This is a genomic window from Thalassotalea fusca (assembly GCF_053485835.1).
On the sequence record NZ_JBQRUN010000019.1, the window covers coordinates 37,193 to 64,161 of the forward strand.

The window sequence follows — 26,969 nt, forward strand, 5'->3', positions numbered from 1 at the left end:
ATAGCCTTACGTTATTTACAATTGTGCTTTCTTGAATAACAAAATAAAACGGCTTGTTTTTCGCCTAATGCTTGGTGCTAATGCACTAACCGTTAAATTATCGTGTTGGTTTGCAAGTAAGTTACTTGTGTTCACTAATTCGAAACCATATTTTTCTAATTCATCAATGACATATGCCTTTTCAATGCGATGCAAACTTTGGCTTTTATTTGTTTTTGAATCTTTAGGTGCTTCATGATCAACCACTAAAAGCGTGCCATCTGATTTAAGTGCCTGATTCAGCTGTTTTAAGAAAATATCTTTATTTATATCCCAGCCGTCTGCTTTGTAATAAAGGTCGTGATAGCCCAACACATAAAAAATAGCGTCTAAACTTTGCGGTTTGAATGCTAAATCATCGGCTTCCTTGTCGTGCCTTATTACATTGGGTAAGCGATTATTTGCCAACCTTTCCGTTAGTTCTTTATCAACATAAGGTAAATATGCGCGATTATTATGTAAATAAACTCTGCCTGATTGTCCAACGCGCTGACTGATTAATTCACTGTAATAGCCACCACCGCCGAATACGTCAGCAACTACCATACCTGGGGCTAAATCGGCGAGTGCCACCACTTCTGGTCCTTTACGTAAAGCATCTTCTTGAATATCTTTCGCTAATCGTTGTGCATGTGCAACATTCATAGAAATACAAAGTACAATCAAATGCATAAGATATTTGAATAAAGTTCGCATCAATAATCCTTTTACCGTGGCAGTTCATACAATAGTCAATTTGCTGTTCAACTTAGCATATAATTTTCCCATTGACGAGAGGTCAACAAGTATAGTCAAATCGGCAATTTCCGTTGACAAATCTTGGTAATTTTTCTACTGATGACGATAACAATAGCGTATCACTTAGTGTCGAATGTACATATAATTAAGAGATAAGTCCTAACTTGGTTCTAATTTTGAGCGCACGATATCCCCATAAAAAACCATCGAAAGCTGGCGGCTTTCCATCGCTACAGTCAACTATTAAACACATAGTTAACAGCCAGCAGCCACAGACCAACATAAGGAATTTACTGCGAGCAAATAAAGATAAAGGTTTTGACTGTCCAGGCTGTGCATGGGGAGACCAAAAAGAAGGCTTTCTTCAATTTTGTGAAAATGGCGCAAAGGCAATTGCTTGGGAATCTACATCGAAAAAAGTTGATGCCGACTTTTTTGCTCGTCACACCGTCAGCTTTTTAAATAAACAAAGCGACTACTGGCTCGAATATCAAGGGCGTCTCACTCAACCAATGTACTACGATGGCACAACTGACCACTACCGCCCGATCGCGTGGGATGATGCCTTTGAATTAATAGCAACTACCATTAATAATCTAAAATCTCCTCACGAGCTTGAACTATATACTTCAGGGCGCGCTAGCAATGAAGTGGCTTATCTTTATCAATTATTTGGTCGACTGGTAGGCACAAACAACTTTCCTGATTGCTCAAATATGTGTCACGAAGCGAGTGGTGTTGCGCTCAATGAATCTATCGGAGTCGGTAAAGGTACCGTCGTATTGGAAGATTTTTACCACGCCGATGCTATTTTCGTTTTTGGCCAAAACCCAGGGACTAATCACCCAAGAATGATGAATGCTTTGCGCAAAGCTGCCAAAAACAACTGTAAAATTGTGGCGATTAACAATCTAAAAGAAGTTGCACTGGAAAAATTCGCCAGTCCCCAAGATCCAATCGAACTGCTAACACCAAGTGCTACCACCATTAGTCACTTATATTTAACGCCAAAATTAGGTGGAGATATGGCGGTTGTTCGGGGAATGGCCAAAGTAGTGTTAACCCGCCATGAACAAGCGGTATCAAACGGTCAAGAAGGCCTACTTGATATGGCATTTATCAAACGACACGGCAGCCAATTCGAACAATATAAACAACTGGTGCATGACACTGAATGGCCGACGATTGAAGCGCAGTCAGGCTTAACGCAACAACAAATCACGCAAGCGGCTGATGTTTATTTACTAGCGGAAAAGGTGATATGTACTTGGGCAATGGGAATAACGCAACATCGCCACTCAGTCGCAACCATTCAGGAAATCGTTAACTTGCAACTTCTACGCGGTAATATCGGTAAGCAAGGTGCAGGCCTTTGCCCAGTCCGTGGCCACTCAAATGTGCAAGGAAACCGTACTGTTGGCATAAACGAAAAACCACCAGCCGCTTTTATGGCCGCGCAAGCAAATATGTTAAATACGACACTGCCAGAAGCTCCTGGCCATAACGTATACAGAGCTATTAACGCCCTACTTGCCAAAAAAAGTAAGGTGCTCATTTGCCTTGGCGGTAACTTGGCCGCGGCGGCCAATGATAGCCAAAAAACCTATCAAGCGATGCAGTCTACAACACTAAATGTTCAAATCAGCACAAAGCTAAATCGTAGCCATTTGCAAATTGGAGAAGCTGCGCTCATTCTCCCATGTTTAGGGCGAACTGAAATTGACATGCAGGCCAGTGGCGAGCAATTTATCACCGTAGAAGACACCTTTAGCATGGTACATGCTTCACAAGGTAACGTTGCCCCAATCTCTGACGAAGTTAAATCTGAAATTGCGATTATTGGTGGAATTGCAAAAGCGACTTTAGGTAACAAAACTGTAGATTGGCAGTCACTTATCGATGATTACAACAAAATCAGAGACATGATTGAACAAGTACTGCCACAGTTTGTTGGCTTTAATCATCGTTTAGAAACGCCTGGCGGTTTTTATTTAGGCAATAGTGCCCGTGAGCTCAATTGGCACAATGCGGCGCAGCGAGCACTGTTTGCGATCAATGAACTTCCTACGCATTTGTTGCAAACGCAAAGTGGCAATTCATCAAAATACAAACAATTATTTACTTTGCAGTCGTTGCGTTCTCATGATCAATATAATACGACTATCTATGGCATGAACGACAGGTATCGAGGCATAGTGGGTGAACGAAAAGTTCTGTTTATCAATCCGAAAGATGCGCAGCGCTTAGAATGCGAAGACGGAGACTTGGTTGACATTACATCCGTGTGGGAAAACAACCAGTATCAAACTATCCACAAATTTAAGTTAACATTTTACGATATTCCGCGGGGAAATTTGGCTGCATACTATCCGGAAACGAACCCGCTAGTGCCATTAGACAGTGTTGGATTGCGCTCATATACGCCAACTTCCAAAGCTATAGCGGTATTTTTAACTAAAAGCCCGACACAACGCATTTTATAGCGAGTTCTATTAAGGCAAGTTAAAGGCTTGCCTTTACCGCAATTCACCACACAACAGAAACTTTTTTACCTGCTATGCTTAGATAGTATAAGTTCTACGTTGAATGTTTGGCGTAATCTGAAGCCAGTATATGCGTTTTGGCCGCTTGACTTGTAGAATCGTTAACGAGTTCGGAAATTACGATGAGACTTTCCTGCCAAAATCTAATGCTGAGCAGCTTTCTGGCTTTGTGTTGCCTCAATATCCATTTCAGTGAAGCACAAACAACAAATGTTGTTCACATTGCTACAGGGAACTGGCCTCCCTTTACAGGAAAAGATTTACCCAACCAAGGGTGCGTGAATAAGCTCATCACCGACATCTTTGCGCAAGAAGACTATCAAGTTAGATTCACCTACATGCCTTGGCGTCGTGGATATTTGGAAGCCAAAAAAGGTAATTTTGACGCCGCATCGTATTGGTATGATAGTGCAGAACGGCGAACAGACTTTCTGTTTCCTGACGATCCAATGACAATTGAACGCTCCTTTTTCTACTTTCCCAAATCAAAGCCTTTTGTTTGGGAGGATTTTTCTGCAATGGCGTCGCGCATAATTGTTGTTAATAACGGTTTTACCTATTCTGAAGAATTCGAACAGGCACTCATTGATTACAATGTCCCGCAAATTACAGCGACGTACATCGAGCAAAATTATCAGTTACTTCTGGCAGGACGCGCCGACTTAACAGTTATTGCTGAACGGCCGGGCGAAGAATTGTTAAAACTGCTTCCAAAACAAGACAGAGAGTTTTTTACTCGCAGTGACAAGCCAGCGATCATGTATCGCGGTTATTTACTCATCAACCTCAAAAGAGCAGACTTACTGCGCACATACAACCGAGGCTTTTTGAAATTAAAAACCAACAAGTCGTATATCGAACAGTACGAAAAAACCTGCAGTTATCTTAAATAAATCAACGTAAACTAACCTTAAGAACAAGTTGACCTTTGAAGTATGAATTTCCTTTACGTTGAATCTAGTCACAATTAACTGCAGTCAAGCATTAAGTTCTCATAGGGACTCCAGCCAACCTATCACCAACAACATATACATTTCAAACACTTACCAATTACTTATGACCTTCTGTACTAAGGCAATTTCTTATGCGGATTGGTATAACATGCATGGTTACCAAGTCGTTACCTAAGCTTTTCTATAATTCTCTCCGCAATTTCAGCAAAGAGAAAGTAGTAATGAATCTTATACCCAAGAAAAAACGTCAATTGACATTGTCAGCCTTAATGTCCTGTTTAGTTATTACCAGTTGCGCAGGATCAGAGGCATCCTCCCCAAAAACTGCCCCTCAATCTACTATTGCCACCCAAGTTTTTAAAAACGGGGCGATATATACGGTTGATAGCCAAAATGAATGGGCACAAGCTGTCGCGATAAAAGACGATAAAATCATTTTTGTTGGCTCAAATACCGATGTGAGTAAACACATAGGTAGTGCTACTCAAGTTACTGACTTGGCGGGTAAAATGATGATGCCCGGCTTTCATGACGTCCACATGCACCCAATCGAATCAGCATCAGAAAACACTTTATTCACACTAGATACTGAAGAATTAGACGTAGAAAATTTTGCCGAGACTATTGCTCAAGCGGCATATGATAACCCGAATGCGCCGTGGCTAATTGGTTATGGCCATACAATTTTTAGTCTCCTTGACGCGCAGCGTCCCCCTATTGATATCATTGATGAAGTAGTGCCAGACCGTCCTGTTATCATCATGGAGCAAACTTCTCATTCCATGTGGGTAAACTCGGCAGCGCTTGAACTTGCAGGCATTGATTACACGAGTGAAGATCCAGTTGGTGGCGTTATTGTACGAGACGAAATTACAGGCCAACCAAATGGCATTCTGATCGACAATGCTGGCAACATGGTAATGGATATCGCCATGCAACCAACGCCTGAACGTCAAGCTAAAGACTACGAGGGCTTAGTTGAATATACACTGCCAGAGTTAGCAAAACATGGCATTACGTCTATTAGTGACGCACGCAGCTTTTGGCAACGCGATGACCACTTGACTTGGTTAAAGGCAGAAGCAAACAACGCGCTTACCGCCCGTGTGAATGTCGGTCTATGGGCATACCCTGAATTGGACGACCAAACACAACTGGCCGAGCTCAAGGCATTGTTCCAAAACAACCCCAATAGCTTACTTAAATTCAATCAAATTAAACTCTATGCTGACGGTATATTAATCAATGGTACAGCCGCAATGCACGAACCATATAACGTAGACTTGCTAGGGCTGATGGGTAATCGTGGACTGAACTACTTTGATCAAGAGCGACTCGCTTACTATATTGAACAGCTTGAAAGTACAGGTTTTGATTTTCATATCCATGCAATAGGAGATCGTGGAATCCACGAAGCGCTAAACGCAGTCCAAAAATCAGGCACTACTAAAGGACGTCATAGAATTACGCACGTAGAAGTTGTTGACCCAGCAGATTTAGAGCGATTTGCACAATTAAACGTAACAGCCGATGCGCAAGTTGCCGGAGAATTTACCAACCCTGAACACTGGCATGAAAATGACGAATTAATTGGCGCGGTGCGCTCTGATAATGCCGTACCGATCAAGTCACTACATGATGCTGGTGCAAGAGTAACACTAAGTAGTGATTGGAATGTTAGTCCATTTAACCCATTCATTGGCCTACAAAATGCGGTAACTCGTGCACCTCAAGAGTTGACGCTTGCGCAAGCAATTAAAGCATACACATTAAATGGTGCTTACGTCATGCGCCAAGAGCATATCGTTGGTTCAATCGAAGTTGGAAAGTCTGCTGATTTGATTGTTTTAGACCGTAACCTGTTTGACATTGACCCTAAAACTATTAATCAAACAAAGGTTATAACCACGTTGCTTGATGGCGAAGTGGTTTATCAGAAGCCCTAGTATCGTGAGCTATACCCCCTGAACTAAAGCAATGCCGACGATTTGATCGGCATTGCCTTTTTAAATCTCTGGATTAAAGCATGCCACCAGACAGTGTTAACCGCTTTTCATTAACGCCAATTTCGAACCAAATCCAATGAAAACTACGCCCGTTACTGAATTTAACCATTTCTTAAATTTAGCATTTTGGCCAATACTTTTAACACGAGACAACATGCAAACAATTATCGAAAACCATACAAAATTAATTACTGCGTGTGCAGTCACCAATGCGTATGCACTCATAACACTATTATCGATGGATAAAAACTGCGGAAATGCAGCCAAATAAAACATCGATACTTTGGGGTTAAGTACATTAGTTAAAAAACCTTCTGCAAATGCAGAGCGATTTGATATCGGTGCTGCAGTTGGTTCTGCTTCCTTCCGAATTTGGTCATCTCCTTTGTTAAATGCCGCAATTAACGCCTTAACCCCAATCCAAATTAAATAGGCCGCCCCCAACATTTTGAATACAAAGAACGCTTGTGCCGATTGAACAAGTAGGAGTGAAATGCCAAAAACAGATAATGTTCCATGAATATAAAACGCTACAACAAATCCCCAAATATTTGCAAAACCTGCTTTGCGCCCAGAAATAGGCACTGTTTTGGTAATTAATAAGCCATTAGGGCCAGGTGAAATAACGAGCAATGTTGCCACGGCGACGAACGCAAGAATACTATTGATATCCATTAAACCTCCATGAAATTAAGTTATATCAATGCTTGTAAAGTGATTAGCTTATGACTTAACGCTTCCATATATAGCAAGGAGAACAATGCCTACTACCAGTATATGTAACCTGTAACTTAGAATTGAAAAGTCACTGCGCTCTAGGCTCTTAAGGTACATTGCATCTTGATTTGACTGAAACAGATCAACAGGTAAATAGTCGACTAAATACATCATCATACCTGCTGTAATCAAAATTATACTTACAATTAAAACAGTTCTTCTCATCAACACACGACACGCTAAACAATAACCACAATACTTCAGAATAAAACTATTAGTTTATTCGCTCACCTAGTATACATGATACCCATTGTATTCAATTGATATTATTTCTCGGTTTTCTTTCGATGACTTGGCCGTTTATCAACAAAATCATAGACATTGCCCATTTTGTCTTTTTTGAATTCACAACAGGTTTCTGGTCAATCGCTACAGTGAGCGACAAAAAGACCAACACGCCCTCCATGTTTACAAGCGAATTTAAATTTTTTCACTCACCAGCACATTGCTCGTTAACTAAGTGACAAACCTGTTTTAATTGCTTAGTTAACGAGTCATCCAGCGGAAACCCTACATTGATTCGAAAATAACTGTTATAAAATCCTCTCGTTGAGAACAAATTACCAGCACGAATTTCTATATTTTGATTACGGGCAGTCATCATCAATTTATCAGCCGCTAATCCGTTAACATATACCCATAACGTTAAGCCTCCCGTTGGCTCAGATATGTGAACGTTGGGCAGTTCGCCCAACTGTGCAATAATTATTTGTCGATACTGTGCCATTTGTTGAGCCAACTTTAATCGTAGCTTTTTTAAATGCCTTTGATAGTAATTTTTTTCAATAAAATCTGACACGGCTAATTGCAGAGGTACGTTTACTCCTAGGCTTTGTACCACACGGCGCTGAATAAACTCCGCTAAGTATTTTCCAGGCAGTGCCCAGCCAATTCGGTAACCTGACGCCAGCGTTTTAGAAATTGAGCTACACCAAATCACTGTGCCCATTTGATCAAACGCTTTAATTGGGAGCGGTAATACTCGGCCGAAATGCAGCTCCTGATAAACATCGTCTTCAATTATTGGAATCTCATATCTGTTAGATAGCTTTGCCAATGCCTGCTTCTGCTCGATAGGAAAAGAAGTTCCTTGTGGGTTTTGATGGTTAGCGGTAAACAAACAAGCAGCTATTTGTTTATTAGCCATTAGCGACTCAATTTGTTTAAGGTCCACACCTTGCGAATTGCTGGGAACTTCAACGACGGCACGTTTCATCATGGCAAGCATTGCCAGCAATCCATTAAAACACGGAGAAGAAACAGCAACACTGTCTCCTGGAGCAGTGGTGATCTCAAGCGCTAGTTTAATTGAATCCAGACAGCCATTATTGATAACTAATTGCTCAGCAGAAAATGAAAATCCCTGCGGTTTAAAATGCTGACTTAAGCTTTGCCTTAGTCGTAATTCACCTTGAACATCGCCGTAAACATAAGCGCACTTAGCATTTTTTCGCACCACATTGGTCATGCTTTTGGTGAGTGATTCCGTAGGCAGCAATTCGGGGCTGGCTTGTGCACGTTCAAATGGATGACGAGCCACTTGTGGATTAACTTCATGTTCAGCATGCAACTCGACTCTTTTGCTGGCAAATTTTGGCAACGGCATACCAGAATCAGCTAAATAAGGCAGTACAACGTACCCAGATTTGTCCTTTGCTTCAACGAAACCAAGTTGTTCCAGCAACCGATAACAACTAACCGCTGTATTTACGCTGACTTGCTTTTGTGCAGCAAAACGACGTATCGAAGGTAGTCTGTCACCACTTACATATTGCTTTTGCTTAATTTTTAAAACGATTTCATCAGCGAATGCTTGATATAACCCCACAACTGTACCCTTCAAATAAGCAGCAAACTGTATCTGTACCCACATCTACTCTAGTTTATTATGGTGAGAAATAAAATAGCAAATGGATCCACTATGTCACTATCAACCGATAATCAGTATTTTTTGAACCAGTTTAATGAATTGGCAAGTCAGTTTTTGTCGGAGTTGAATACCCGACAAGTGGCGAAATTTAATACAAACGCCCCCAAAATGACGCTATTACAGGAGGAACGAAGCAATACAAATGCCGTTGAATTACTTCGCCAACATGTACTTCCATACCTGTCCGCGAGTGCAGGCCCCAGATATTGGGGTTTTGTTACTGGTGGCGCAAATCCCGCTGCGTTGTTTGCAGACTGGCTAGTTAGCACCTTTGACCAAAACGTCTCTAAAGACGGTGATTCCATCGCTAGTGCCATTGAACGCCAAGCTTTGCTGTGGTTGCGCGAGTTATTTTATTTACCAGATACATTCAACGGTATCATCACAACGGGCGCCACTTCAGCCAATTTTTTAGGCGCTGTAATTGCGAGAGAATATGCAGGTAAACAGCAAGCCATTAGTGTCTCCCAACAAGGTATGCAAGGTTTGTCCGTTGAATTATTTAGCGCAAGTCCTCACGCCAGCATGATCAAATCGTTAGGACTTGCCGGCTTCGGCCAGCAACAGATTACTGTAGTAAATACCATCGATGGTACTGAACAAATGGACGTATCCCATTTGGCACAGCAACTGACAAACAGTACCGCCAAGAGCAAAATCGTTATTGCCAGCAGTGCCACCGTCACTGCCACTAGTTTTGATGATTTACATGCTATTTCAGCACTTTGCAAGCAGCATCAAGCATGGTTACATGTAGACGCTGCGTTTGGTATCTTCGAGCGCTTAGTTAATGGTGAGAATGGCAAAACACAAGGTATTGATTTAGCCGACTCGATAACAGTAGATTTTCACAAATGGCTCAATGTCCCGTATGACGCTGGCGCGATTTTTACGCGACATCCAGACATTCATGAACAAAGCTGCAATGTGGATGCTCCCTACCTTACTAATGATGGACCTTTTCCCGCATTCTTATCGCTCGGCATTGAAAATTCCCGACGCTTTAGAGCATTACCAATTTGGCTAACCTTAGTCAGGTATGGTCGGGATGGTATCAGCGCTTGGGTAGATCGTAATATTGCGCTAGCAAAGGAATTAGCCAATTGGTTAGCCCAACAAGACAACTTTGAACTTGTTATTGAATGTCAGCTTAATGTCGTTGTGTTTCGCCCAGTATTACCACAGCTTAACAGTACACAAGCAGATATATTCACTCGCTCATTCTTACAGAAACTGAATCAAGCTGGTGTAGTATTTCTAACGCCGGGAAGCTGGGAAGGTAAACAAGTTATTCGGGCAGCACTAAGTAATTGGCAAACAACGCAAGAGGACATTGAACTAGCAAAAGCAAGCTTACAACACTGTTTCTTACAACTGACTAATGAATAATGGTGTGAGTTTAGCTGATGGTGCTGGGTATATTCTTGCACCTCTAATATTTCTGTAATTAACGCAACACTTAGCAATACATGCTGTGATATAGCGTACAGCCATTTCCCGCAATGAGCACAAACTATGTCATCTTTAACTTTTATTTCAGTAACTTTGGAATAGCTAGCGAGTCCTTTCTATACTTAAGCCAATACGTCTAATTTGATTCGGCTACGTAGCAATTAATGGAATCTATTTTCCTTAAAATAAGTAACTTACAGCTATCCATCATTTTGGCCATACTTGGTGGTGCATGCTTGTATGGTAGTTGGATATATGTCAATGACTACGAAACTCGCCTAGAGCAAGATATTGCGATAAGAAATGCAACACTGTATAGCAGTGCCATTAACGAATTTAGATCACTGTATACATCGGAAGTTGTTGAAAGGCTTATCGGCAGCGACATCAGAATAAGCCATGATTATCAACAGCATAAGCTAGGCATACCATTACCCGCCACGTTATCGATATTATTAGGCGAGCGCATTGGTGCTGAACTAGAAAACACCAATTTACAACTCTTTAGCCCCTACCCTTTTCCTTTTCGAAAAAATAGCGCGGCGTCAACGATGTTTTCGAGTAATGCGTGGCAAGCGTTGAATCAAGATCCAAGTAAACCGTTTTATCAATTTACCGCTAAAGGGGATGAATCACTCATACAATTTGCGATTGCTGACGTAATGCGTCCTGCCTGCGTAAATTGCCACAACACCCATCCAATGTCCCCAAAAACTGATTGGCAAGTCGGTGATGTTAGAGGGATATTGGAAGTCACAATGCCAGTAGGTTCGAGCGAAGAGGTAGCACAACAACTTAACCGTAACTCGATGGCAATATTTACTGCAGCCATTTTACTCTTTCTCGTAATGGCGACATTACTCATACTTATTAGACGGTACGCATTCACTCTCGCACAACAGGTAGATGAAAGAACAGCATCGCTAAAAATTGAAATGGCCGAACGTGAACTTGCACAACGAAAACAGCTTGTAGACGCTGACAGACTTAAGCAAATTATTGAATGTTCATTAGACGCCATTGTTGTTTTCGACGCAGATTCTCGCGTGTTGGACTGGAACCCTCAGATGGAAAAACTGAGTCAGTGGCTAAAAGAAGAAGCGGTAGGTCAATATGTTTACGATTTGGTGTTTCCTCACAATGAACGACAAAAACACCGTGAACATATAAAAGCGTTTCTCGATACAGGAACTAGCCCGATATTAGATCGCTTACACGAAATGCAATGTTTACGTAAAGACGGTTCCACAACCCCTATCGAAATTTCAATTCATTCTTTCGAACACGCCGGTATGCAACTTTTTAGCGCGTTTATGCGCGATATCAGTGATCGCAAACAATATGAGCAACAACTCATCGTTGCCAAAACAGAAGCAGAGCAAGCTAACCAAGCCAAAAGCAAGTTTCTCTCTAATATGTCACATGAAATTAGAACGCCGCTCAATGCCGTTATTGGCTATTCGCAATTACTAAAAAATGACCCTTCAATCGCCGAACATCACCTCAAACTTATCAACACGATTGAAAATTCAAGTGACCATTTACTTGAGCTAATTAATGAAATTTTAGATTTGTCTAAGATCGAAGCCGATGCAATGGCATTGAATGAGACCACTTTCGACCTTTCAGCATTAGTAAATGATATTGCTGCGATGTTTGTCTATCGATGTAAAGAAAAGAAACTTCACTGGGAAATGTTTACCGATTGGGACAGCAGTACATTCGTGAAGGGCGATCAAAAAAAGCTTAGACAAATTCTCATTAACCTTCTTGGTAATGCCGTTAAGTTTACCGACACAGGGAAAATTAGTTTCATGATTGAGTCTGAGCAAGCTGACCGATATCGCTTTACTATTAGAGACACAGGTCCCGGCTTACAAGGTGAAATACTGGAAGATCTAACCAAACCATTTAATCAGGAATCGGCAGGAAGAGAAAAAGGCGGTACAGGATTGGGCTTAAGCATAAGCTCGGCCTTTATCGCAATGATGGGGGGTAAATTACAAATAGACACACAGCAAAAAGCCGGTGCAATATTCTATTTTGAACTAACACTGCCAGCGGCAGAATCTAATGTCATAGATAAAACATCAGACAAGTACGAACGGGTAATTCACTTACAGAAAAATCAGAACATTGTGGCATTAGTGGTAGATGACGTCGCAGAAAACAGAGATTACCTTTCGCTCACCTTGCAAAGAGTGGGGGTTCAGGTAACAACGGCATGCGATGGTGAAGAAGCGCTCAATAAACTTCACGATGAACTACCCGACATAATATTTATGGATTTGCGTATGCCAGGAATGAGCGGTGACCAAGCATTCGATAGAATTCAAACGCTTTATCCTTCGCATACAATGAAGATTGTGGCAGTTTCGGCATTCAGTTTGGAAAATGAAATATACTATTACTTGCAAAAAGGTTTTGACCAATTCATCGCAAAACCATTCAAAATGTCCGAAATATACCAATGTTTGCAAATATTGCTTAATGCTAAGTTCTCATTCTCCAGCGATGAGATACAAGAGAGTATACCGTTGGAAATCACAACGCCCGAGTTGGCAGAAGTAAACATTAGTGCTGAGCTTGTTGAACAACTTATTTTAGCCGCCACAATTAATGAAGTTACTACGCTGGAGCAGCTTGTTGAAAAAGTTGATTCGCAATCAGCGGCCAACAGCGCTTTCATCAAATATGCCAATCAATGCATTTCGACATTAGACACAAACCAACTTCTCGAGGCATTACAGAAGATTAAACAACACATTATGAAGCGTAACAACCTGTCACCAAATGACGGTAGCGAGGTTTAACAAATGAGTAATACACCAGCGCTACTAACAAACATTCACTGGTTACTATTGTGCTCGTTATTAATCATGTTCATGCAAATTGGCTTTGTCTGTTTAGAATCTGGGCTAACACGCGCTAAACACAGTATCAATGTCGCCATTAAAAACCTAGCAGACTTTTGCGTTGCCATCATCATGTATGGATTTTTTGGTTTTGCACTCATGTTTGGCAATGGTGGCTCAGGATGGTTTGGTAGCTTTGCTCTTGCTTGGCCTCAATTAGCAACCCCCTATGATGTTTCGGTATTTATATATCAAGCTATGTTTTGCTGCACTGCAGCGACAATCGTTTCTGGCGCAATTGCCGAGCGTACGCGGTTTGTTACTTATCTTTTAATGACGTTGATCATCGCCACAATTATTTATCCCGTTGTGGGTCATTGGATTTGGGGCGGAACAATTAACGATGCAAGCAAAGGGTGGCTATTGGAGATGGGCTTTATCGATTTTGCCGGAGCTACTGTCGTTCATAGCGTTGGTGGATGGGTCGCATTAGCCGCAGTAATAATCATTGGCCCACGAATTGGCCGGTTTGATAACAACAACAATGCACTACACATCCCAGGGCATAGTGCTCCACTAGCCATTGTTGGTGGGTTGCTCATGTTTACGGGATGGTTTGGTTTCAATGGCGGAAGCTTGCTAGGTTTTAACGAAGAGGTACCCAGCATATTACTAAACACACTCATTGCCGCCGTGTTTGGTGCATGTACCGCAATGTTGCTAGGTCGGTTAAAAACGGGCTACTACGCCTTACTATACCCGCTTAATGGCATGTTATCTGCGCTAGTTGCCATTACCGCCTGTGCGCACGTTGTTTCCCCATACAGTGCTGCGATCATCGGTGCGATAGCGGGCACAATTTATCTGACTGGTTACTACACTTTACTGCGGTTAGGTATTGATGATGTGGTTGGGGCAATTCCAACACACTTGGCAGCGGGCATTTGGGGGACACTTTCTGTTGCCCTATTTGCTGAAACAGGCCAGATACAAACGACCATTTGGGAACAGCTATGGATTCAGGTACTAGGCGTTGTTGTTGTTGGAATATGGACCTTTGGCAGTGCCTTTATTTTACTCAGTATTCTAAATAAATTTATGCCGCTGCGCGCAAGTGTTGAACAAGAATTTCAAGGACTCAATTTTTCAGAGCACCGCGAACGCACAGCTTGGGTGGATTTGTTGGAGGATATGCAAAGCAATATCGCCATGAATGACCTATCAGGCCGCGTAAGGGTTGAGCCGTATACAGAAATTGGGCAAATTGCCAGTGAGTACAACCGCGTAATGGATTTGTTGGAACGTAACGTGTTAGAAAGTGAAAAACTTGTAGACACACTCGCCGATGCCTTAATAAAAACGTCGGCATTTGGTGAAGTCCAGTATATCAACCCAGCTGGCTGTAAACTTTTTGGCGTATCAGAAAACTCGGCCAAAGGGTCACTACTCGCTAGCTTATTTATCGCTGATGAGACAACCGAAAACCTCCCTACAACTAAGGCTAACTTAGATTTGTTGGTGAATAAGCCTCGCATTTACACAGGTATTAACTTACATAAAGAACCGATCCAATTCGAAGTTAGAGCGACCAAACAATTCAGCAATTATGGCCTAAGTTACACGCTGTTATTTAATCAACATTCGTCATCAAGAGCTATAGATAATCTCCATATTGAAGAGAATCCCCAAGATGACTCGTTAAAACAAGTTATTGACCTTCAACTTAATCAACGAAAAAGTGCCTATATTTCAAGTTTGTCTCATCGTTTAAGGACACCACTTAACTTGATGCTAAGTTATCAGGAATTACTTCAACAAGACGGCAGCCTAACCGCCAGACAACGCGAACATTTCGATAATATTGAACAGGCAGCTAATCAGGTCATGATGATTATGAACGACATTATTCAATTGAGTGACGTCCCCATCATAGAATCACAGCATGACCCTTACGTTTTTGATTTACACTGGTTAATAGAACAAATTAACACCAACTATGCCATGCTATGTGCTGAAAAAGGACTGCAATGGCAACTAGAATCTGCGCTTGACGATGCGACCTTAGTATTTGGCGAGCCAATAAAACTCCAACAAATATTATCCAGATTACTTAATAATGCCGTACAGTTTACCGACAAAGGATACGTAAAGCTAAACATTCGCAATGAAGGCCACCATTATACATTTGTTATATCTGACTCAGGCAAAGGGATGAGCAGCGAACAACTCTACGAGATATCAAATCCTGTTCAACATGTCAGGCACGCAACTAACAAAGCCCAGCATGGGCTGATAATAGTTCACCAAATGATTAGTTCGCTGAATGGCAAAATTTCATTTGTTTCACAACTAAGAAAAGGCACACAAGCAACTTTTACCATTTCGCTTATTGAGCCGCCAAAAGAAAATAATGACGCACAATTACTAACGCCAGAACAACAACATATCCCAGTATGGGTGATAGAAGAACGAGAGCAACAACGCTTTATTGCGGGTTGTTTGTTGCGAACACTTGGACTCAACGTATATTCCAGCCAAGCAGTTTCGCAAGCCTTAAAACAAGGGAATCAGTTAGCACCCCGTATCATTTTTGTTTCTGGGGCAATTGCCGACTTTGAAAAAGGCATACTGATTAGCAAACTGGCACAAATCTGGCCGCATATTAAACCAACAATTGTCGTGATTAGAGAATCAGAAGTGCTAAAAACAGAGGTGAGCGAACAGGTTTCAATGGAAATTTGTTGGCCGATATCTATCAATAAACTCGTCGACTGTATTAATAAAATCTCGAAAGCGCAATCTCAACGTGCAAACGACGACTAGAATCAATGCAAGACTAAGGTGCTAAATATGGCCAATATTGAATGTAAAGATGCAAAAGTACTGATTGTCGATGATACACGAGCGAATATTGATTTACTGTTAAAAATGCTGGAACCCGAAGGCTATAAGTTGTCGTTTGCCATGAATGGTGAACAAGCCTTGAATATTGCAAGCCTCGCAAAACCTGACATCATATTACTTGACGTCATGATGCCAGAGATGGACGGTATAGAGTGTTGTCGGCGATTAAAAGCAAATTCTGACACCAGTGACATTCCCGTGATTTTTGTCACAGCAAAAACAGAAACACAAGACATAGTGAACGGTTTCGACGCAGGCGCCGTTGATTATGTCATTAAACCCGTTAGAAGAGCTGAAGTTTGTGCGCGAGTTAAAACACACATCAATCTAAGGTACTTAGTTAGGCAGCGTGACAATTTAATCAACTCGATAACACGTTATGCAGAACACATTCACAACATTATTGAACAAGTGAATAACCCCATTATCACTTTCAATACGGAATTAACGATAAACTACGCGAATCCAGCCGCCATTAAAGCATTCGGCTACGAACTGCACATTTTACTGTCGAATAAACTCACCCATATATTTCCAGCCACTGAACACGAAAAAATTCAGACGTTTGGCTTGCCAATTATCGAAAACGATGCGCCAGCGAAAACCATTCAAACTAAGGGAAAAACGCAAGATGGTTCTGTATTTTACATGGATTTGATGATTGCACCATTAGGTGGTGACAGCGATGAGTTTGTTGCTTTAATGCACGACACAAGCTCCCACAAGAAAACAGAACACGATCTGTTAAAACTTTCTGGGCTCGATCCCCTAACGGGTATATTCAACCGCAGAGGATTTGATCTAGCATTTGAACGAGAATGGCGCGATGCAGCAAGAGAACATAGTGAATTATCACTAATCATGATAGATGTGGACTTTTTCAAGGCGTATAACGATCACTTAGGACACCTTGAAGGTGACCATTGCTTAGTCAACATTGCTAACCTGTTCGAAGAATGTAGCAAACGCCCTAAAGATATTGTTGCGCGATTTGGTGGTGAGGAGTTTATTGTGCTGTTAAGTAATACACCAATAGAAGGTGCTATTCAATTTGCTCACTCGATACAAGAAAAGTTACATACGATGAACCTCCCTCACCCTGACTCTTCTGTTTCCGACAGAGTAACTATTAGCATGGGCGTTGGCTGTATCATTCCAGACAACAGCAAGTGTGCCGAAGCGTTTATCGAAGCCGTTGACAAGACAATGTATCTAGCCAAAGAACAAGGTCGTAATCGCGTTGTCGCAATGCCGTTCGACTCTGAGGGGTAGTGGCTGATTAGACAAAAGGGATTAACGAACAAATGAATAAGTAAGGCAGCACGTAAATAAACACGCTGCCTTTGTTATTACAAATCGTTTAAAAACGCGAGCAAATCTTCACGTTCGCTAGCGCTAAGGGCAAGCACTTTTTGCTTACTGGTTTGTGCCTCACCGCCATGCCATAGTACAGCTTCCATGACAGTACGAGCGCGGCCGTCGTGTAAGAAAGTCGCTTCTGGGTCAACAGTTTTGGTCTTTCCTAGTCCCCACAATGGTGGCGTTCGCCATTCAGTGGCAGTTGCTAAGAATTCATATAATTGTTCGCTTGCGCCTGGCGTATTGGCACGAGTGAAGTCGGCAAGCGCTTCCCCCATGTCATGTAGCAACAAATCTGTATATGGAAATATTTTTTGCGCTGACAACTCGGGATGTTCAACAGAATATTCCGTGGTATAGCTTTCTGTATGGCATTGCTGACAACCCAATGCCATGAATAATGCTTTGCCTCGTTTTACATCGTCGTCATATGCATTTTGCCTTTGTGGTACAGACAAGTGGTGTGAATATAATGCGATTGCATCTAGCACGATATCTGATACCTCGTAATTATAATCGTTAACACTATCGCCATTACCATTGGGTGTTTGCTGGCAATCAGTTTGATGCGACAAACATACCTCGGTTTGATGCAATCGACTGGTTAGCCCCATATCATTTAAGAACGCTCCCGCAGATTGCTCAAGCAAACTAGGTTGGCCAGCTTTCCAGCCAAAGCGTCCAAGTTCAACTGACTGTTGATCAACACTCCACACATAGTTTGCCTTGCCTGATATACCGTCAGCGTTACTATCATCAATATCTTGCTTAGCGAGAATGTCACTTTCAGCAATAAGTGCGAGCAATCCTAAACCTATCATTGGTGGTGCCACCCGCGCTGAAAATAGCGTATCTTCGTCAAAGTAGTGTCCTTGCTCTTCACGTAAATTAGTGAAATGCCACTTTGGATCTCGCAAGGTTACTTGATAGCCATCGGCAAACGAAACGACGCGTTCTTCATAGCTAACCGACAGCTCAACCTCTGGTAACACGCCAGCGACAGAGGCTTGCTGAAGTTGCCCACCTACGGTGGTATCAGGCACATTAGCAAGTAAACTATTGAGCATTTGATCTTGTTGAGCATGAGATATTTGCGTTCGGGCAGCGCGAAACAAGATGCTGTTAAAATCTGTGCTGCCTTCATTGGGCGCATGCCCTCGTCCGTCACGAATGTGGCAATCTTGGCACGCATTATTGTTGAACAAGCCACCCAAACCATCGCGCGATGACGTGCTGGCACTTCCCGCTACCCACGGGTTTTGAAAAAAGTCATCGCCCAATTCAAACGTCGCGATACGGCTAGTATCAGTCATATTGTTTGAACGTGATGAAAATGCGTCGGCAGAATTATCCGCCACACTGGTCTCCCCGCCAGACAAATGCTCATTGGTTATTTCAGGTTCAGGTTGCGGTGTTGGTGTTGGATTGGGTTCATTGCTTGAAGATGAACCACCACATGCGCTCAACAGAAGAATGGTGATCAGAATAGATATTTGTTTCATCAGAGTGTCTCTAAAAAGCCAGAAAGGCTCAACCGAATGGCGAGCCTTTTAAAAACGATATGAATTCAATGCATAACGAGCTAATCGCCGTCACCACCACCTGAAGTATCAATTGGGTTAAGTGACAATACTTGCACCGCGGCCTTAATTTTTTGATCGAGTTCGATCAGTTCCGCAACAGCTGTTTCTGCTATTTGGCGTTCAGTGTCTGTAGATGCCTGACCAATTATCTGATCAAATTTAACAGGATTTGTTTCACGTTCACCTGCATCTAGAATTGCTTTCATGTGTTGTTCAATGCTGTCAAAAGCCACGTGCAGATCGGTGTATGTTGTATCATCCGCTTGCTTTATTAAGTCACCAAAACCAGCTCCATCAATAGTGCCGTAATTACCATAAAAAGCGTTCTTTACCCCTTGGAAATTGTAGTAAATAGCTACATGGCTCAAATCACTGAAGCAATCATGCTCTTCTTCAGGATCGCCTAGCGTAAGACCAGAATTCATTCGCGCGCCGGCTAGTTCGTCAGTTGCCATGGCATGAATGGATCCAATAATATAGTCGAGTGAGTTTTCACTTTGTAGAAAGTTATACGCCAATGTTCCCGCGGTAGTGGCCGCCTGTTCGCTCCACTCTGCTTGCATTGCGGTAAGATCACTAACCAGCAAATCAGTTGCAGTTTTTAAGTAATCTAAGCGACGTTGACATAGAGTATCTAAGCATCCTTCTACATTATAATCGGTCGCAGGACGCTCACCGGCCCCAGCTTCTGTGCCGTGATTGTCTGCACCCCAAAGCATATATTCGATTGCATGAACACCCGTTGTAACATTCGCTTCGTTATCGTTAGCACCGTTTTGCGCAAGCAGGAGTTCCTGATTGATAACTTCATCGCCCGCAATAATGCTGTCGATATGGTTTTCGTCTAGTGGCCATGCATTTACTTGCCCTTCCCATTCATCAACACTTGCAGGGCCGCCATCTTCATTTAGATTACTCTCTAGTGTAATTGAGGTATCCCAACGCATGATTTCAGACTGTTGATAAGGAATTCGTGCTTCCTTGTATGCCGCTTTAGCCGCATTTAAGTTCTCGTCAGAAGGCGATTGAATAAAAGCATCTACAGCTGCTTGTAATGATTTAGCAGTGGTCAATGCATCAGTATAGGCAGCGTAAGCCATGACAACATAGTTACTCTTAACCTGCTCAATCGTAAATTCAACCGGTTCAATTATAACAACTTCCTTTTCATCACTATCGCTGTTGCAGGCAGCAAGCAAGCCAGCTGAAACAGTAATAGCAAGTAACGACATTTTTTTATTAAACATTCTCGTCTCTTGTGATACATTCAATTACAAATCAGTTGCGGATGATAATCACTATCATTTAGCTTTGCAACTCCCTTTTTATTACTTCGCGAATTTTATGTAATAAAACTACTTTACAGATATACCTATGGTTGAATTTTTAACGTCTATATTGCTTGAGTGGATAACGGTGCTTGAGTACGTACTAATACCAAGCAAACGAATATATTGGCTCTATTTAATAACTTCATTGATGTTAGTTATTCACGTCTCGCATCGAAAACAAACGAGTAATTTTCGTTACTTACGTAATGCCCATCGAATTAAATATTGGTGCAATCGCAGCACCGCACTCGACATTAAGTGGATATTGGTTAACCAATTGCTTGCCATACTGATATTTGTTCCGGTTTTGGGTGGACAAATCACATGGGCAATGAGCGTCTATCGCCAGTGCGTACAATGGTTTGGTGATGGTGATTTTCTCTCTTGGCAAGGCCATTATGTAATTGCACTATTCTCTATTACACTTTTTCTTGCCGAAGATTTCAGTCGTTTTTTAGTTCATTTCGCCTATCATAAAATTCCCTGCCTATGGCGATTTCACGCTGTGCATCACAGTGCCCGGGTCATGACTCCCTTAACGTTATATCGCGTCCACGCCGTGGAATATTTCATCAACAGCATTCGCGCTATCGCTGTTGTTGGCTTAGTAAGTGGTATTTTCATCTATTGCTTCAATGGACGAATTGGTGTTTATGAAGTTTTGGGCGTGAGCATTTTCAATTTTCTGTTCAATATAGCAGGCGCAAATTTGCGGCATAGCAATATATGGCTAGGGTTTGGTTGGTTTGAAAAGTGGTTTATAAGCCCTGCACAACATCAAATTCACCATTCGACCGCTAAGGAGCATCTAGATAAAAATTTCGGTGCGAGTCTCGCGCTATGGGATCGAATATTTGGATCATGGGTAGCAAGTAAATACACACAAGTGAAGAGTTTCGGCTTATACAAGCAATCGGCGCCACAAAAGCTAGTCAAGCAATGGTTAGGGATACCCGCTAAATAAATATTAAGGTTTCACAATAACTTTGCTTTTTTTTCGGTATTTAAGCGCAAGAAAAATAATCCCAATTTGCAAAATTGAAGGCACCAACAATCCGATAATTGACTGAATTTGAGTGTATTTTTCGGTATAGATATATAGTGAAACATTACCTATAGCAAATGCTGCCCACGCTAATGCAGAGACCCCTTCTGAACTCTTAGTTTTTATCAGAAAAATCAATTGTATTAACGTTGCCGTAGGAAAAACTATCGCGGGTACAAAACCAATATAATCAATGAAGCTCAAGGGCCTTCTCCATATATTGATTTACTAACATAGGAGTAATTTCCATACCATCATCTTCCAATCTTCCATAATGTGCTTATTATAGCGACTCCTGAACATCAGTAAACTAAGAACGTAGTCATGCTGTACCAGTCCAAACAGTTTGCATGACCTCCTTCTGCCGGTGCTCATTATCTATTTCGATTCGATGAGCCGAGACAAATTGTAAATGTTGTAGACGCCCTCTTCGATATGCGAAATACTGTTGCTCAACGTAAAACATAAAACGCATGAGAATAAAAAATGATAAGAATAATCACCTTGATTTTAATGTGGTTTACCGTGAACGCTAATGGTCAAGCAATGGCTACCAACACCGAAGAACACGGCCACGCAAAACACCAGCATAGCGCTTCTAAGTTGGCGCTTGCTTTAAATAATGGCTCTAAGTGGGAGATGGATGAGCATACCAGAACCATGTCTAAGCAAATGAAGCACACCTTTTTATCGGCTGAACACTCCAACCTTGAATCCCTTAACAAACTAGGTAAAAAGTTACAGAGCCAACTCGACGTGTTAATACGCGGTTGCACCATGACAGGTGAAGCTCACGACCAATTACATGTTTTTCTCAGCACCCACATGCCCGCTATTCATGCACTTGAATCGGCAAGCGATTATGCATCAGCCAAGAAAAAAGCGATTGAGATCAAGCACCAGTTTGAAGTGTATGGGGAGTATTTTAAGTAGAGATGGCGGTGACGGAGAGATTCGAAGGCTATTTTTAAGAATTAAATTCCGCATTATTCCCATATAATACGGGTTATAGGATGATACAAACGTACTATTTGGGAATAATTAGGAACAAAAAAGATCCAATAGTGATCCAATATTAGAGCGGTTTAATATTCTTCTTCTGCTTAACGGGTTCATTTTTCCAACTGAAAATGGGTTAGAATGAAATCTTTAAGCATCTTTTCACGCTGCTCAATAAAGCTTTTAATGCTTTCAACATCACTCCAATTGCAAGGTGTTGCATCGATTTCATTTTGTGACATTAATGGAGCTAAATTAAAAGCTTCAATTTTATCATGAGTATTTTTATTACCTTTACTTGAGTTAGACGCAGCATAATCAATTACAAGGTTGCCGATACTATGCTTATATCTTTCGTGGAACTCGTCATCATATTCTACGTCTTTCGCCCTTTGAGCTGAAATATGTTCAATACTCAATTTTTCCCTTTCAATATTCGTAAAATACTCTTTCAAAGTTAATAAAGGAAAACCTTTAGCTTTTCGTAATTTGTTTTCATAAGAAAAAAGAATATAGCGGACAGAGTTTTTACTGAGCCAATCATAATAGTTCTCATATTCAATGGCTTCCTTTGCCCTACTATTTATATTCCACCAGTTGTTTTTCGTGAATTCACCAACGAGCTTAATTACATTTTCATTATTTCTTAATCGAGTATATAAATAACTTTCGCCATTACTGCGAAGACCAACTACCGAAGCTCGAAAAGTAAATTGATTTATTGCTGTTAGTAACGAATCAAATTGCTCATTTTCATCCTTATAAACTTTCATTAATACTGGGTAATAAGGGGCAACTCTGCCAATCATAAACATATGAGCCAAGTTGATATTACTATGTTTTTCATCCTGAATTTTTGAGTAAATTACAAAACTATTTTTTAGACGTTTTGAATAAGATTTAATCTCATTTAATGCTATATCTTTAGCATCTTGATTATTCACCAGCCTAATAATTTTTGACTTAATAAACTCTTTGGGCTTTTCTTGAAAATCAGCAGGGCAACTCTCGAAAGCAATATTGTGATAACGAAGAACATCACGATCATTTATTTCGTATTTTTCAACTAAACGGTATATTTCTGAAAAATCTAACTGGATGTTTTTGATAATTTGATCTGGGTGTTGAGAAACTAATCCTGTGTTGTACATCAAAAAACTTTTAATTGATTCGAGGTCAGTTAGCTTCCTTCCTCTATCATTTAACAACTCAAAAATCTGTGTTGCCGTATTAATCTTATCAACAACATAAAGTAATACATCAGCATTGACTGTCGTCTTATAGATTTTTTCAAGTGTACCTTTATCTAGCTGTTCTAGTTCTTTTGTGAAGTATTGTTTGGCCTCTAACAAAAGCCTTTGAGAATTGGTTTTAATATCAACAAACTCAAAGCTCTCATTACCTAGAATAACTTCATGTAAAAATCCGCAATCCTCGTTTGATGTTTCTAATTTAAATACATCATCATCTTTTATAAAAGTTCTAATGGTTCTGTTTGAAACTAAACTTGATGAACACGAAATTAATCTATTTATGAGCACATTAACGAAAATAATAAATGTTGTTAATCTCTGTTGACCATCAACAATATCGATGACCGTAAACTCATTTCTTGCTCCGTTTATATGAAATAAAAACGAACCAAGAAAATAGCTCCTGTCTTCATGCTGGTTAACAATATCGGACATAAAGTCCTTTAAATTTTCTTCAACTTCCCATGAATAAGCTCTCTGATATACGGGGATATTAAATATTCTTGTTCCATCAAAAATTTCTTTGATGGTTGATTTTCCTGTTTGCATTCGCCAAGTCCTACTACAAGCTTTTTACTCAAAAAGCATGGATGTCAATCAACTGCTGGATAAGTAATGCTTATCCATGTTAATAATTTACTTTTTTAAACAACAACTTTTGTATTTTTTACCACTTCCGCAAGGGCAACGGCTATTTCTACCAATTTTTTCTACTTTGATAGGCTTAGGTTTAGCTGCTTCGATTTCTTGCTGCACTTTAAGCATGGCTTTTTCAAAATCAGCAGCAAATTTTGCAGCCCCTTTTTGTAATTGACCTGCTAAGTCATTGAACTCTACTAAATGATATCGTTTAGCAACATAACTTCCCTTTTCGATTGCTTTTAACAATAGCTCTTCAGCCTTCGCATCATTCTTTTCAACAATCAACCCTTTGTGATAGAGAATACCTAATTCACCAATCGAATCTATACAACCATACTCAATAGCTTTATTAAGGTACCTGTATGCTAATTCCAGATCATAAAAAGAGTTTTTTTCATCGCTATAAAGGTAAAACAAGTAACGATTTGCAAGAGCGGAGTCAGCTTCAATGGCTTGTTCAAGGTATCTCTTAGATTCAACATACTCCTCTGAGTCATAAAGAAATGCCCCATAATAAGCAACAGCTTCTTTATTTCCTCTTTTTACTGCCACTTTCAGCAATTCTATTCCATCTTTTTCTTTCTCTTTACCAAGCCAACTTTCTATTGCAACTACTGCATATTTGAATAGCGATTCTGTGTCACAATATTTATAAATGATTTCCTTGTCAGAAATATCATCATCAAGCCTAAACGAATTCTTAAAGTGTTGGTCAAAATTACTGCTTAGCTTGTATGCAGCCTCATAATATGCAGCGGCAATTTTTAGTAATGATTCTTGGTTGAATGAAAAACTATTACTAACTATTAGACCAGAGTCTTTATTGTTGTTTTTCGCTATAGCTTGATAGGCAATCCCTGCCTTAAGTTTTGCCTGATAAGAAGTATCAATTGCAGCATCAAAAATAATTTGCTTTAAACCAAACTGTTTCGTATCAACCAATTCAAATTTGGGAAGTTCTTTCCCTAAAGGTACATGCAAATATAAGTCTTCAAAAAGTTCTACGATTAACGTTCTTGATTGCTTAGCATTACTCTTTATAGCTTCATCAGCACTTTGAGCAAAATCAGCGTCATCAGTTTGCTTAAGGGAAGATTTATTATGAACACCATCATTACAAAGCATTCTTAATTCGTGAAAATTATTTTTAATATGTCGAGGTATAATGCCCTCTTCAAATAAAATATTGATTTGTTCAAACAAATTATCGTTTTGAAAGTCTATCGCCCTTTTCTCTGCAATATAATTGCTTAAAAGTTCTATAATTTTTCTAAATTTTAAAAGTGAGTAATCAGGATTATCATCTAAAAACTCTAACGCTGTCTGATAATGTTCATGTATCTGTAAACTAAATAATTTTGCAAACTCTAGATCAGTTTTTACTACTAACAAAATATATCCCTTAAATAACCTATATCTGTCCTGATTTTATTTCTTCTTCATTGATGACCAAGAAACAGTCGCAATTTTACCACTGCTTTTTGACATATCTTTTCTGTCTAACATACGGGCTTCAAACTCAAAATTTTCATCAATTTTAACGACTAAAAGCTTGTTAAAGTTTCCCTGTCGTTTAACGCTTACTTTCTCTTTAGTTTTTTCAGGAGTGATTGTTTTAATTTCAATAAAGTCATTTCCAAGCCTCCCATCTGATCCTTGAGTTCTTGGTTTATGGCGTTTAATGCCAAACGTGATCTCAGCAAACAACTCACCAAGCTCACCAAAAATCGGTAAATACCTCCCCGTTATGTGCTTATATTGAATAGCATCATCAACTAACGTCTCAAAGATATTAATTAGCTCTATGTCAGCATCAGGATACCTTTGTCTTAATTCCTGCTCATATAACTGACCATTTATCCATTCCCAGGAAATCCACTCACCATCATCCCAAATTGCATCAGCAGGTCCGTCTATAACCTTTCCTGTCATGGAGCATCTATTAACCATTCACTACTTCCTTTTTTTGCTTGGCGATATTCTTTTCCAAACGGCAGCTTTTTCATATATTTACCGCCCCATTCCTTTACGATGAAACCTTTCATACTTAGGTATTCAAAATAACCAATTAACATTCTATATGGTGTGGTAAATGGCATTTCTAACAGCTTTTCTTTCATCAGCTTCGACTTAAACATCAATTGCCGATAAGGGTCTACCACTTCAACACCTAGCTTCTCTAACCTTTTTGTTGAAAATGCTACGTCAACACCATTGTTGTTAACCCAGCAAATATCTCTTATTAAAATCATTTGCCACAATCTAGGCTGACAACCAAAGATTCGATGAGGATCAATATCTTCTATGATTAGCGAATTCAAAAGGCCAGCACCTATTCCCTTGCTGATCATTTCTCGATAATACATAACTGATAGCTTTTTTATATTTGGGTAATTTGAATTTACTTTCGTCTCACCAGATTCGATTAACCCTTTGTAGTGGTCAAGTAAAATTGGCCACGGTTTTATAGTTTTCCCAGTATCTTTTTTCAGATTCGTTTGGAGTTAAGCCTCCGTTGTATTGATGCGGTCGCAATTGATTATAGTAACCCACAATATAT

At 40.4% G+C, this 26,969-nt stretch carries 19 protein-coding genes; 9 read left to right on the plus strand and 10 right to left on the minus strand.

From position 1 onward, the window contains the following. Positions 1-15 precede the first annotated feature (15 nt). Positions 16-735 (minus strand): class I SAM-dependent methyltransferase, encoded by a 720-nt coding sequence (locus tag ACSLUK_RS17290; protein ID WP_448550043.1) that lies wholly within the window; start codon positions 733-735, stop codon positions 16-18. 218 nt (positions 736-953) lie between these two features. On the opposite strand from ACSLUK_RS17290, the gene ACSLUK_RS17295 reads away from it, so the two are divergent. The 3 genes from ACSLUK_RS17295 (at position 954) to ACSLUK_RS17305 (ending at position 6,219) form a co-directional block, all read left to right on the plus strand. Then, positions 954-3,260, plus strand: a complete 2,307-nt coding sequence (locus ACSLUK_RS17295; RefSeq protein ID WP_448550044.1) for an FdhF/YdeP family oxidoreductase — start codon at positions 954-956, stop codon at positions 3,258-3,260. A 182-nt stretch (positions 3,261-3,442) separates the two neighbouring features. Then, a complete protein-coding gene (locus tag ACSLUK_RS17300) occupies positions 3,443-4,213 on the plus strand; it encodes a substrate-binding periplasmic protein (RefSeq protein WP_448550045.1) in 771 nt (256 codons plus the stop codon). Between the two features lie 281 nt (positions 4,214-4,494). Continuing rightward, complete coding sequence (locus ACSLUK_RS17305; protein WP_448550046.1) at positions 4,495-6,219, plus strand: amidohydrolase; 1,725 nt, start codon at positions 4,495-4,497, stop codon at positions 6,217-6,219. Between the two features lie 96 nt (positions 6,220-6,315). Here the strand turns inward: ACSLUK_RS17305 and ACSLUK_RS17310 are convergent, their stop codons facing one another. Together ACSLUK_RS17310 and ACSLUK_RS17315 are read right to left on the minus strand one after the other, a co-directional pair. After that, positions 6,316-6,954 carry a LysE family translocator gene (locus ACSLUK_RS17310; protein WP_448550047.1) on the minus strand — a complete coding sequence of 213 codons (639 nt, stop codon included), beginning with the start codon at positions 6,952-6,954 and terminating at the stop codon, positions 6,316-6,318. 532 nt (positions 6,955-7,486) lie between these two features. After that, positions 7,487-8,929 carry an aminotransferase-like domain-containing protein gene (locus ACSLUK_RS17315; RefSeq protein WP_448550048.1) on the minus strand — a complete coding sequence of 481 codons (1,443 nt, stop codon included), beginning with the start codon at positions 8,927-8,929 and terminating at the stop codon, positions 7,487-7,489. Positions 8,930-8,977: 48 nt separating this feature from the next. Between ACSLUK_RS17315 and ACSLUK_RS17320 the strand changes: the two genes are divergently transcribed. The 4 genes from ACSLUK_RS17320 (at position 8,978) to ACSLUK_RS17335 (ending at position 17,469) form a co-directional block, all read left to right on the plus strand. After that, entirely contained in the window at positions 8,978-10,375 is a 1,398-nt protein-coding gene (locus tag ACSLUK_RS17320) for a pyridoxal phosphate-dependent decarboxylase family protein (protein ID WP_448550049.1), read from the plus strand. Between the two features lie 227 nt (positions 10,376-10,602). After that, a complete protein-coding gene (locus ACSLUK_RS17325; protein WP_448550050.1) occupies positions 10,603-13,251 on the plus strand; it encodes an ATP-binding protein in 2,649 nt (882 codons plus the stop codon). A 3-nt stretch (positions 13,252-13,254) separates the two neighbouring features. Next, a complete protein-coding gene (gene amt, locus ACSLUK_RS17330; RefSeq protein ID WP_448550051.1) occupies positions 13,255-16,116 on the plus strand; it encodes an ammonium transporter in 2,862 nt (953 codons plus the stop codon). 27 nt (positions 16,117-16,143) lie between these two features. Beyond that, positions 16,144-17,469: a diguanylate cyclase gene (locus ACSLUK_RS17335; RefSeq protein WP_448550052.1), complete on the plus strand. Its 1,326-nt coding sequence runs from the start codon at positions 16,144-16,146 to the stop codon at positions 17,467-17,469. A gap of 77 nt (positions 17,470-17,546) precedes the next feature. On the opposite strand, the gene ACSLUK_RS17340 is transcribed toward ACSLUK_RS17335, so the two are convergent. Next, positions 17,547-19,058: a di-heme oxidoreductase family protein gene (locus ACSLUK_RS17340; protein WP_448550053.1), complete on the minus strand. Its 1,512-nt coding sequence runs from the start codon at positions 19,056-19,058 to the stop codon at positions 17,547-17,549. 80 nt (positions 19,059-19,138) lie between these two features. After that, positions 19,139-20,386: an imelysin family protein gene (locus tag ACSLUK_RS17345; RefSeq protein ID WP_448550054.1), complete on the minus strand. Its 1,248-nt coding sequence runs from the start codon at positions 20,384-20,386 to the stop codon at positions 19,139-19,141. 127 nt (positions 20,387-20,513) lie between these two features. On the opposite strand from ACSLUK_RS17345, the gene ACSLUK_RS17350 reads away from it, so the two are divergent. Then, positions 20,514-21,434 (plus strand): sterol desaturase family protein, encoded by a 921-nt coding sequence (locus ACSLUK_RS17350; protein WP_448550055.1) that lies wholly within the window; start codon positions 20,514-20,516, stop codon positions 21,432-21,434. Between the two features lie 3 nt (positions 21,435-21,437). Here ACSLUK_RS17350 and ACSLUK_RS17355 read toward each other — a convergent pair whose 3' ends face one another. Continuing rightward, the gene (locus tag ACSLUK_RS17355) at positions 21,438-21,719 is read right to left on the minus strand and encodes a hypothetical protein (protein WP_448550056.1); all 282 of its coding nucleotides are present in this window, start codon (positions 21,717-21,719) and stop codon (positions 21,438-21,440) included. Between the two features lie 282 nt (positions 21,720-22,001). On the opposite strand from ACSLUK_RS17355, the gene ACSLUK_RS17360 reads away from it, so the two are divergent. Continuing rightward, positions 22,002-22,448 carry a hypothetical protein gene (locus ACSLUK_RS17360; protein WP_448550057.1) on the plus strand — a complete coding sequence of 149 codons (447 nt, stop codon included), beginning with the start codon at positions 22,002-22,004 and terminating at the stop codon, positions 22,446-22,448. 179 nt (positions 22,449-22,627) lie between these two features. Here the strand turns inward: ACSLUK_RS17360 and ACSLUK_RS17365 are convergent, their stop codons facing one another. From ACSLUK_RS17365 to ACSLUK_RS17380, 4 genes are all read right to left on the minus strand, one after another. Next, entirely contained in the window at positions 22,628-24,316 is a 1,689-nt protein-coding gene (locus tag ACSLUK_RS17365; RefSeq protein ID WP_448550058.1) for a DUF262 domain-containing protein, read from the minus strand. A gap of 87 nt (positions 24,317-24,403) precedes the next feature. Beyond that, the gene (locus tag ACSLUK_RS17370) at positions 24,404-25,801 is read right to left on the minus strand and encodes a DUF4145 domain-containing protein (protein ID WP_448550059.1); all 1,398 of its coding nucleotides are present in this window, start codon (positions 25,799-25,801) and stop codon (positions 24,404-24,406) included. A 36-nt stretch (positions 25,802-25,837) separates the two neighbouring features. Then, positions 25,838-26,359 carry a hypothetical protein gene (locus tag ACSLUK_RS17375; RefSeq protein WP_448550060.1) on the minus strand — a complete coding sequence of 174 codons (522 nt, stop codon included), beginning with the start codon at positions 26,357-26,359 and terminating at the stop codon, positions 25,838-25,840. Next, a complete protein-coding gene (locus ACSLUK_RS17380) occupies positions 26,338-26,775 on the minus strand; it encodes a hypothetical protein (protein ID WP_448550061.1) in 438 nt (145 codons plus the stop codon). The genes ACSLUK_RS17375 and ACSLUK_RS17380 overlap by 22 nt, the downstream gene beginning before the upstream one ends. Between the last annotated feature and the right edge of the window lie 194 nt (positions 26,776-26,969).

What these genes read in the sequence shown, in the direction of transcription:
- ACSLUK_RS17290 (WP_448550043.1), bottom strand. Translation starts at nt 735, where the DNA reads ATGCGAACTTTATTCAAATATCTTATGCATTTGATTGTACTTTGTATT.
- ACSLUK_RS17300 (WP_448550045.1), top strand. Translation starts at nt 3,443, where the DNA reads ATGAGACTTTCCTGCCAAAATCTAATGCTGAGCAGCTTTCTGGCTTTG.
- ACSLUK_RS17305 (WP_448550046.1), top strand. Translation starts at nt 4,495, where the DNA reads ATGAATCTTATACCCAAGAAAAAACGTCAATTGACATTGTCAGCCTTA.
- ACSLUK_RS17310 (WP_448550047.1), bottom strand. Translation starts at nt 6,954, where the DNA reads ATGGATATCAATAGTATTCTTGCGTTCGTCGCCGTGGCAACATTGCTC.
- ACSLUK_RS17315 (WP_448550048.1), bottom strand. Translation starts at nt 8,929, where the DNA reads ATGTGGGTACAGATACAGTTTGCTGCTTATTTGAAGGGTACAGTTGTG.
- ACSLUK_RS17320 (WP_448550049.1), top strand. Translation starts at nt 8,978, where the DNA reads ATGTCACTATCAACCGATAATCAGTATTTTTTGAACCAGTTTAATGAA.
- ACSLUK_RS17325 (WP_448550050.1), top strand. Translation starts at nt 10,603, where the DNA reads ATGGAATCTATTTTCCTTAAAATAAGTAACTTACAGCTATCCATCATT.
- amt (WP_448550051.1), top strand. Translation starts at nt 13,255, where the DNA reads ATGAGTAATACACCAGCGCTACTAACAAACATTCACTGGTTACTATTG.
- ACSLUK_RS17335 (WP_448550052.1), top strand. Translation starts at nt 16,144, where the DNA reads ATGGCCAATATTGAATGTAAAGATGCAAAAGTACTGATTGTCGATGAT.
- ACSLUK_RS17340 (WP_448550053.1), bottom strand. Translation starts at nt 19,058, where the DNA reads ATGAAACAAATATCTATTCTGATCACCATTCTTCTGTTGAGCGCATGT.
- ACSLUK_RS17345 (WP_448550054.1), bottom strand. Translation starts at nt 20,386, where the DNA reads ATGTTTAATAAAAAAATGTCGTTACTTGCTATTACTGTTTCAGCTGGC.
- ACSLUK_RS17350 (WP_448550055.1), top strand. Translation starts at nt 20,514, where the DNA reads ATGGTTGAATTTTTAACGTCTATATTGCTTGAGTGGATAACGGTGCTT.
- ACSLUK_RS17360 (WP_448550057.1), top strand. Translation starts at nt 22,002, where the DNA reads ATGATAAGAATAATCACCTTGATTTTAATGTGGTTTACCGTGAACGCT.
- ACSLUK_RS17365 (WP_448550058.1), bottom strand. Translation starts at nt 24,316, where the DNA reads ATGCAAACAGGAAAATCAACCATCAAAGAAATTTTTGATGGAACAAGA.
- ACSLUK_RS17375 (WP_448550060.1), bottom strand. Translation starts at nt 26,359, where the DNA reads ATGGTTAATAGATGCTCCATGACAGGAAAGGTTATAGACGGACCTGCT.
- ACSLUK_RS17380 (WP_448550061.1), bottom strand. Translation starts at nt 26,775, where the DNA reads ATGTATTATCGAGAAATGATCAGCAAGGGAATAGGTGCTGGCCTTTTG.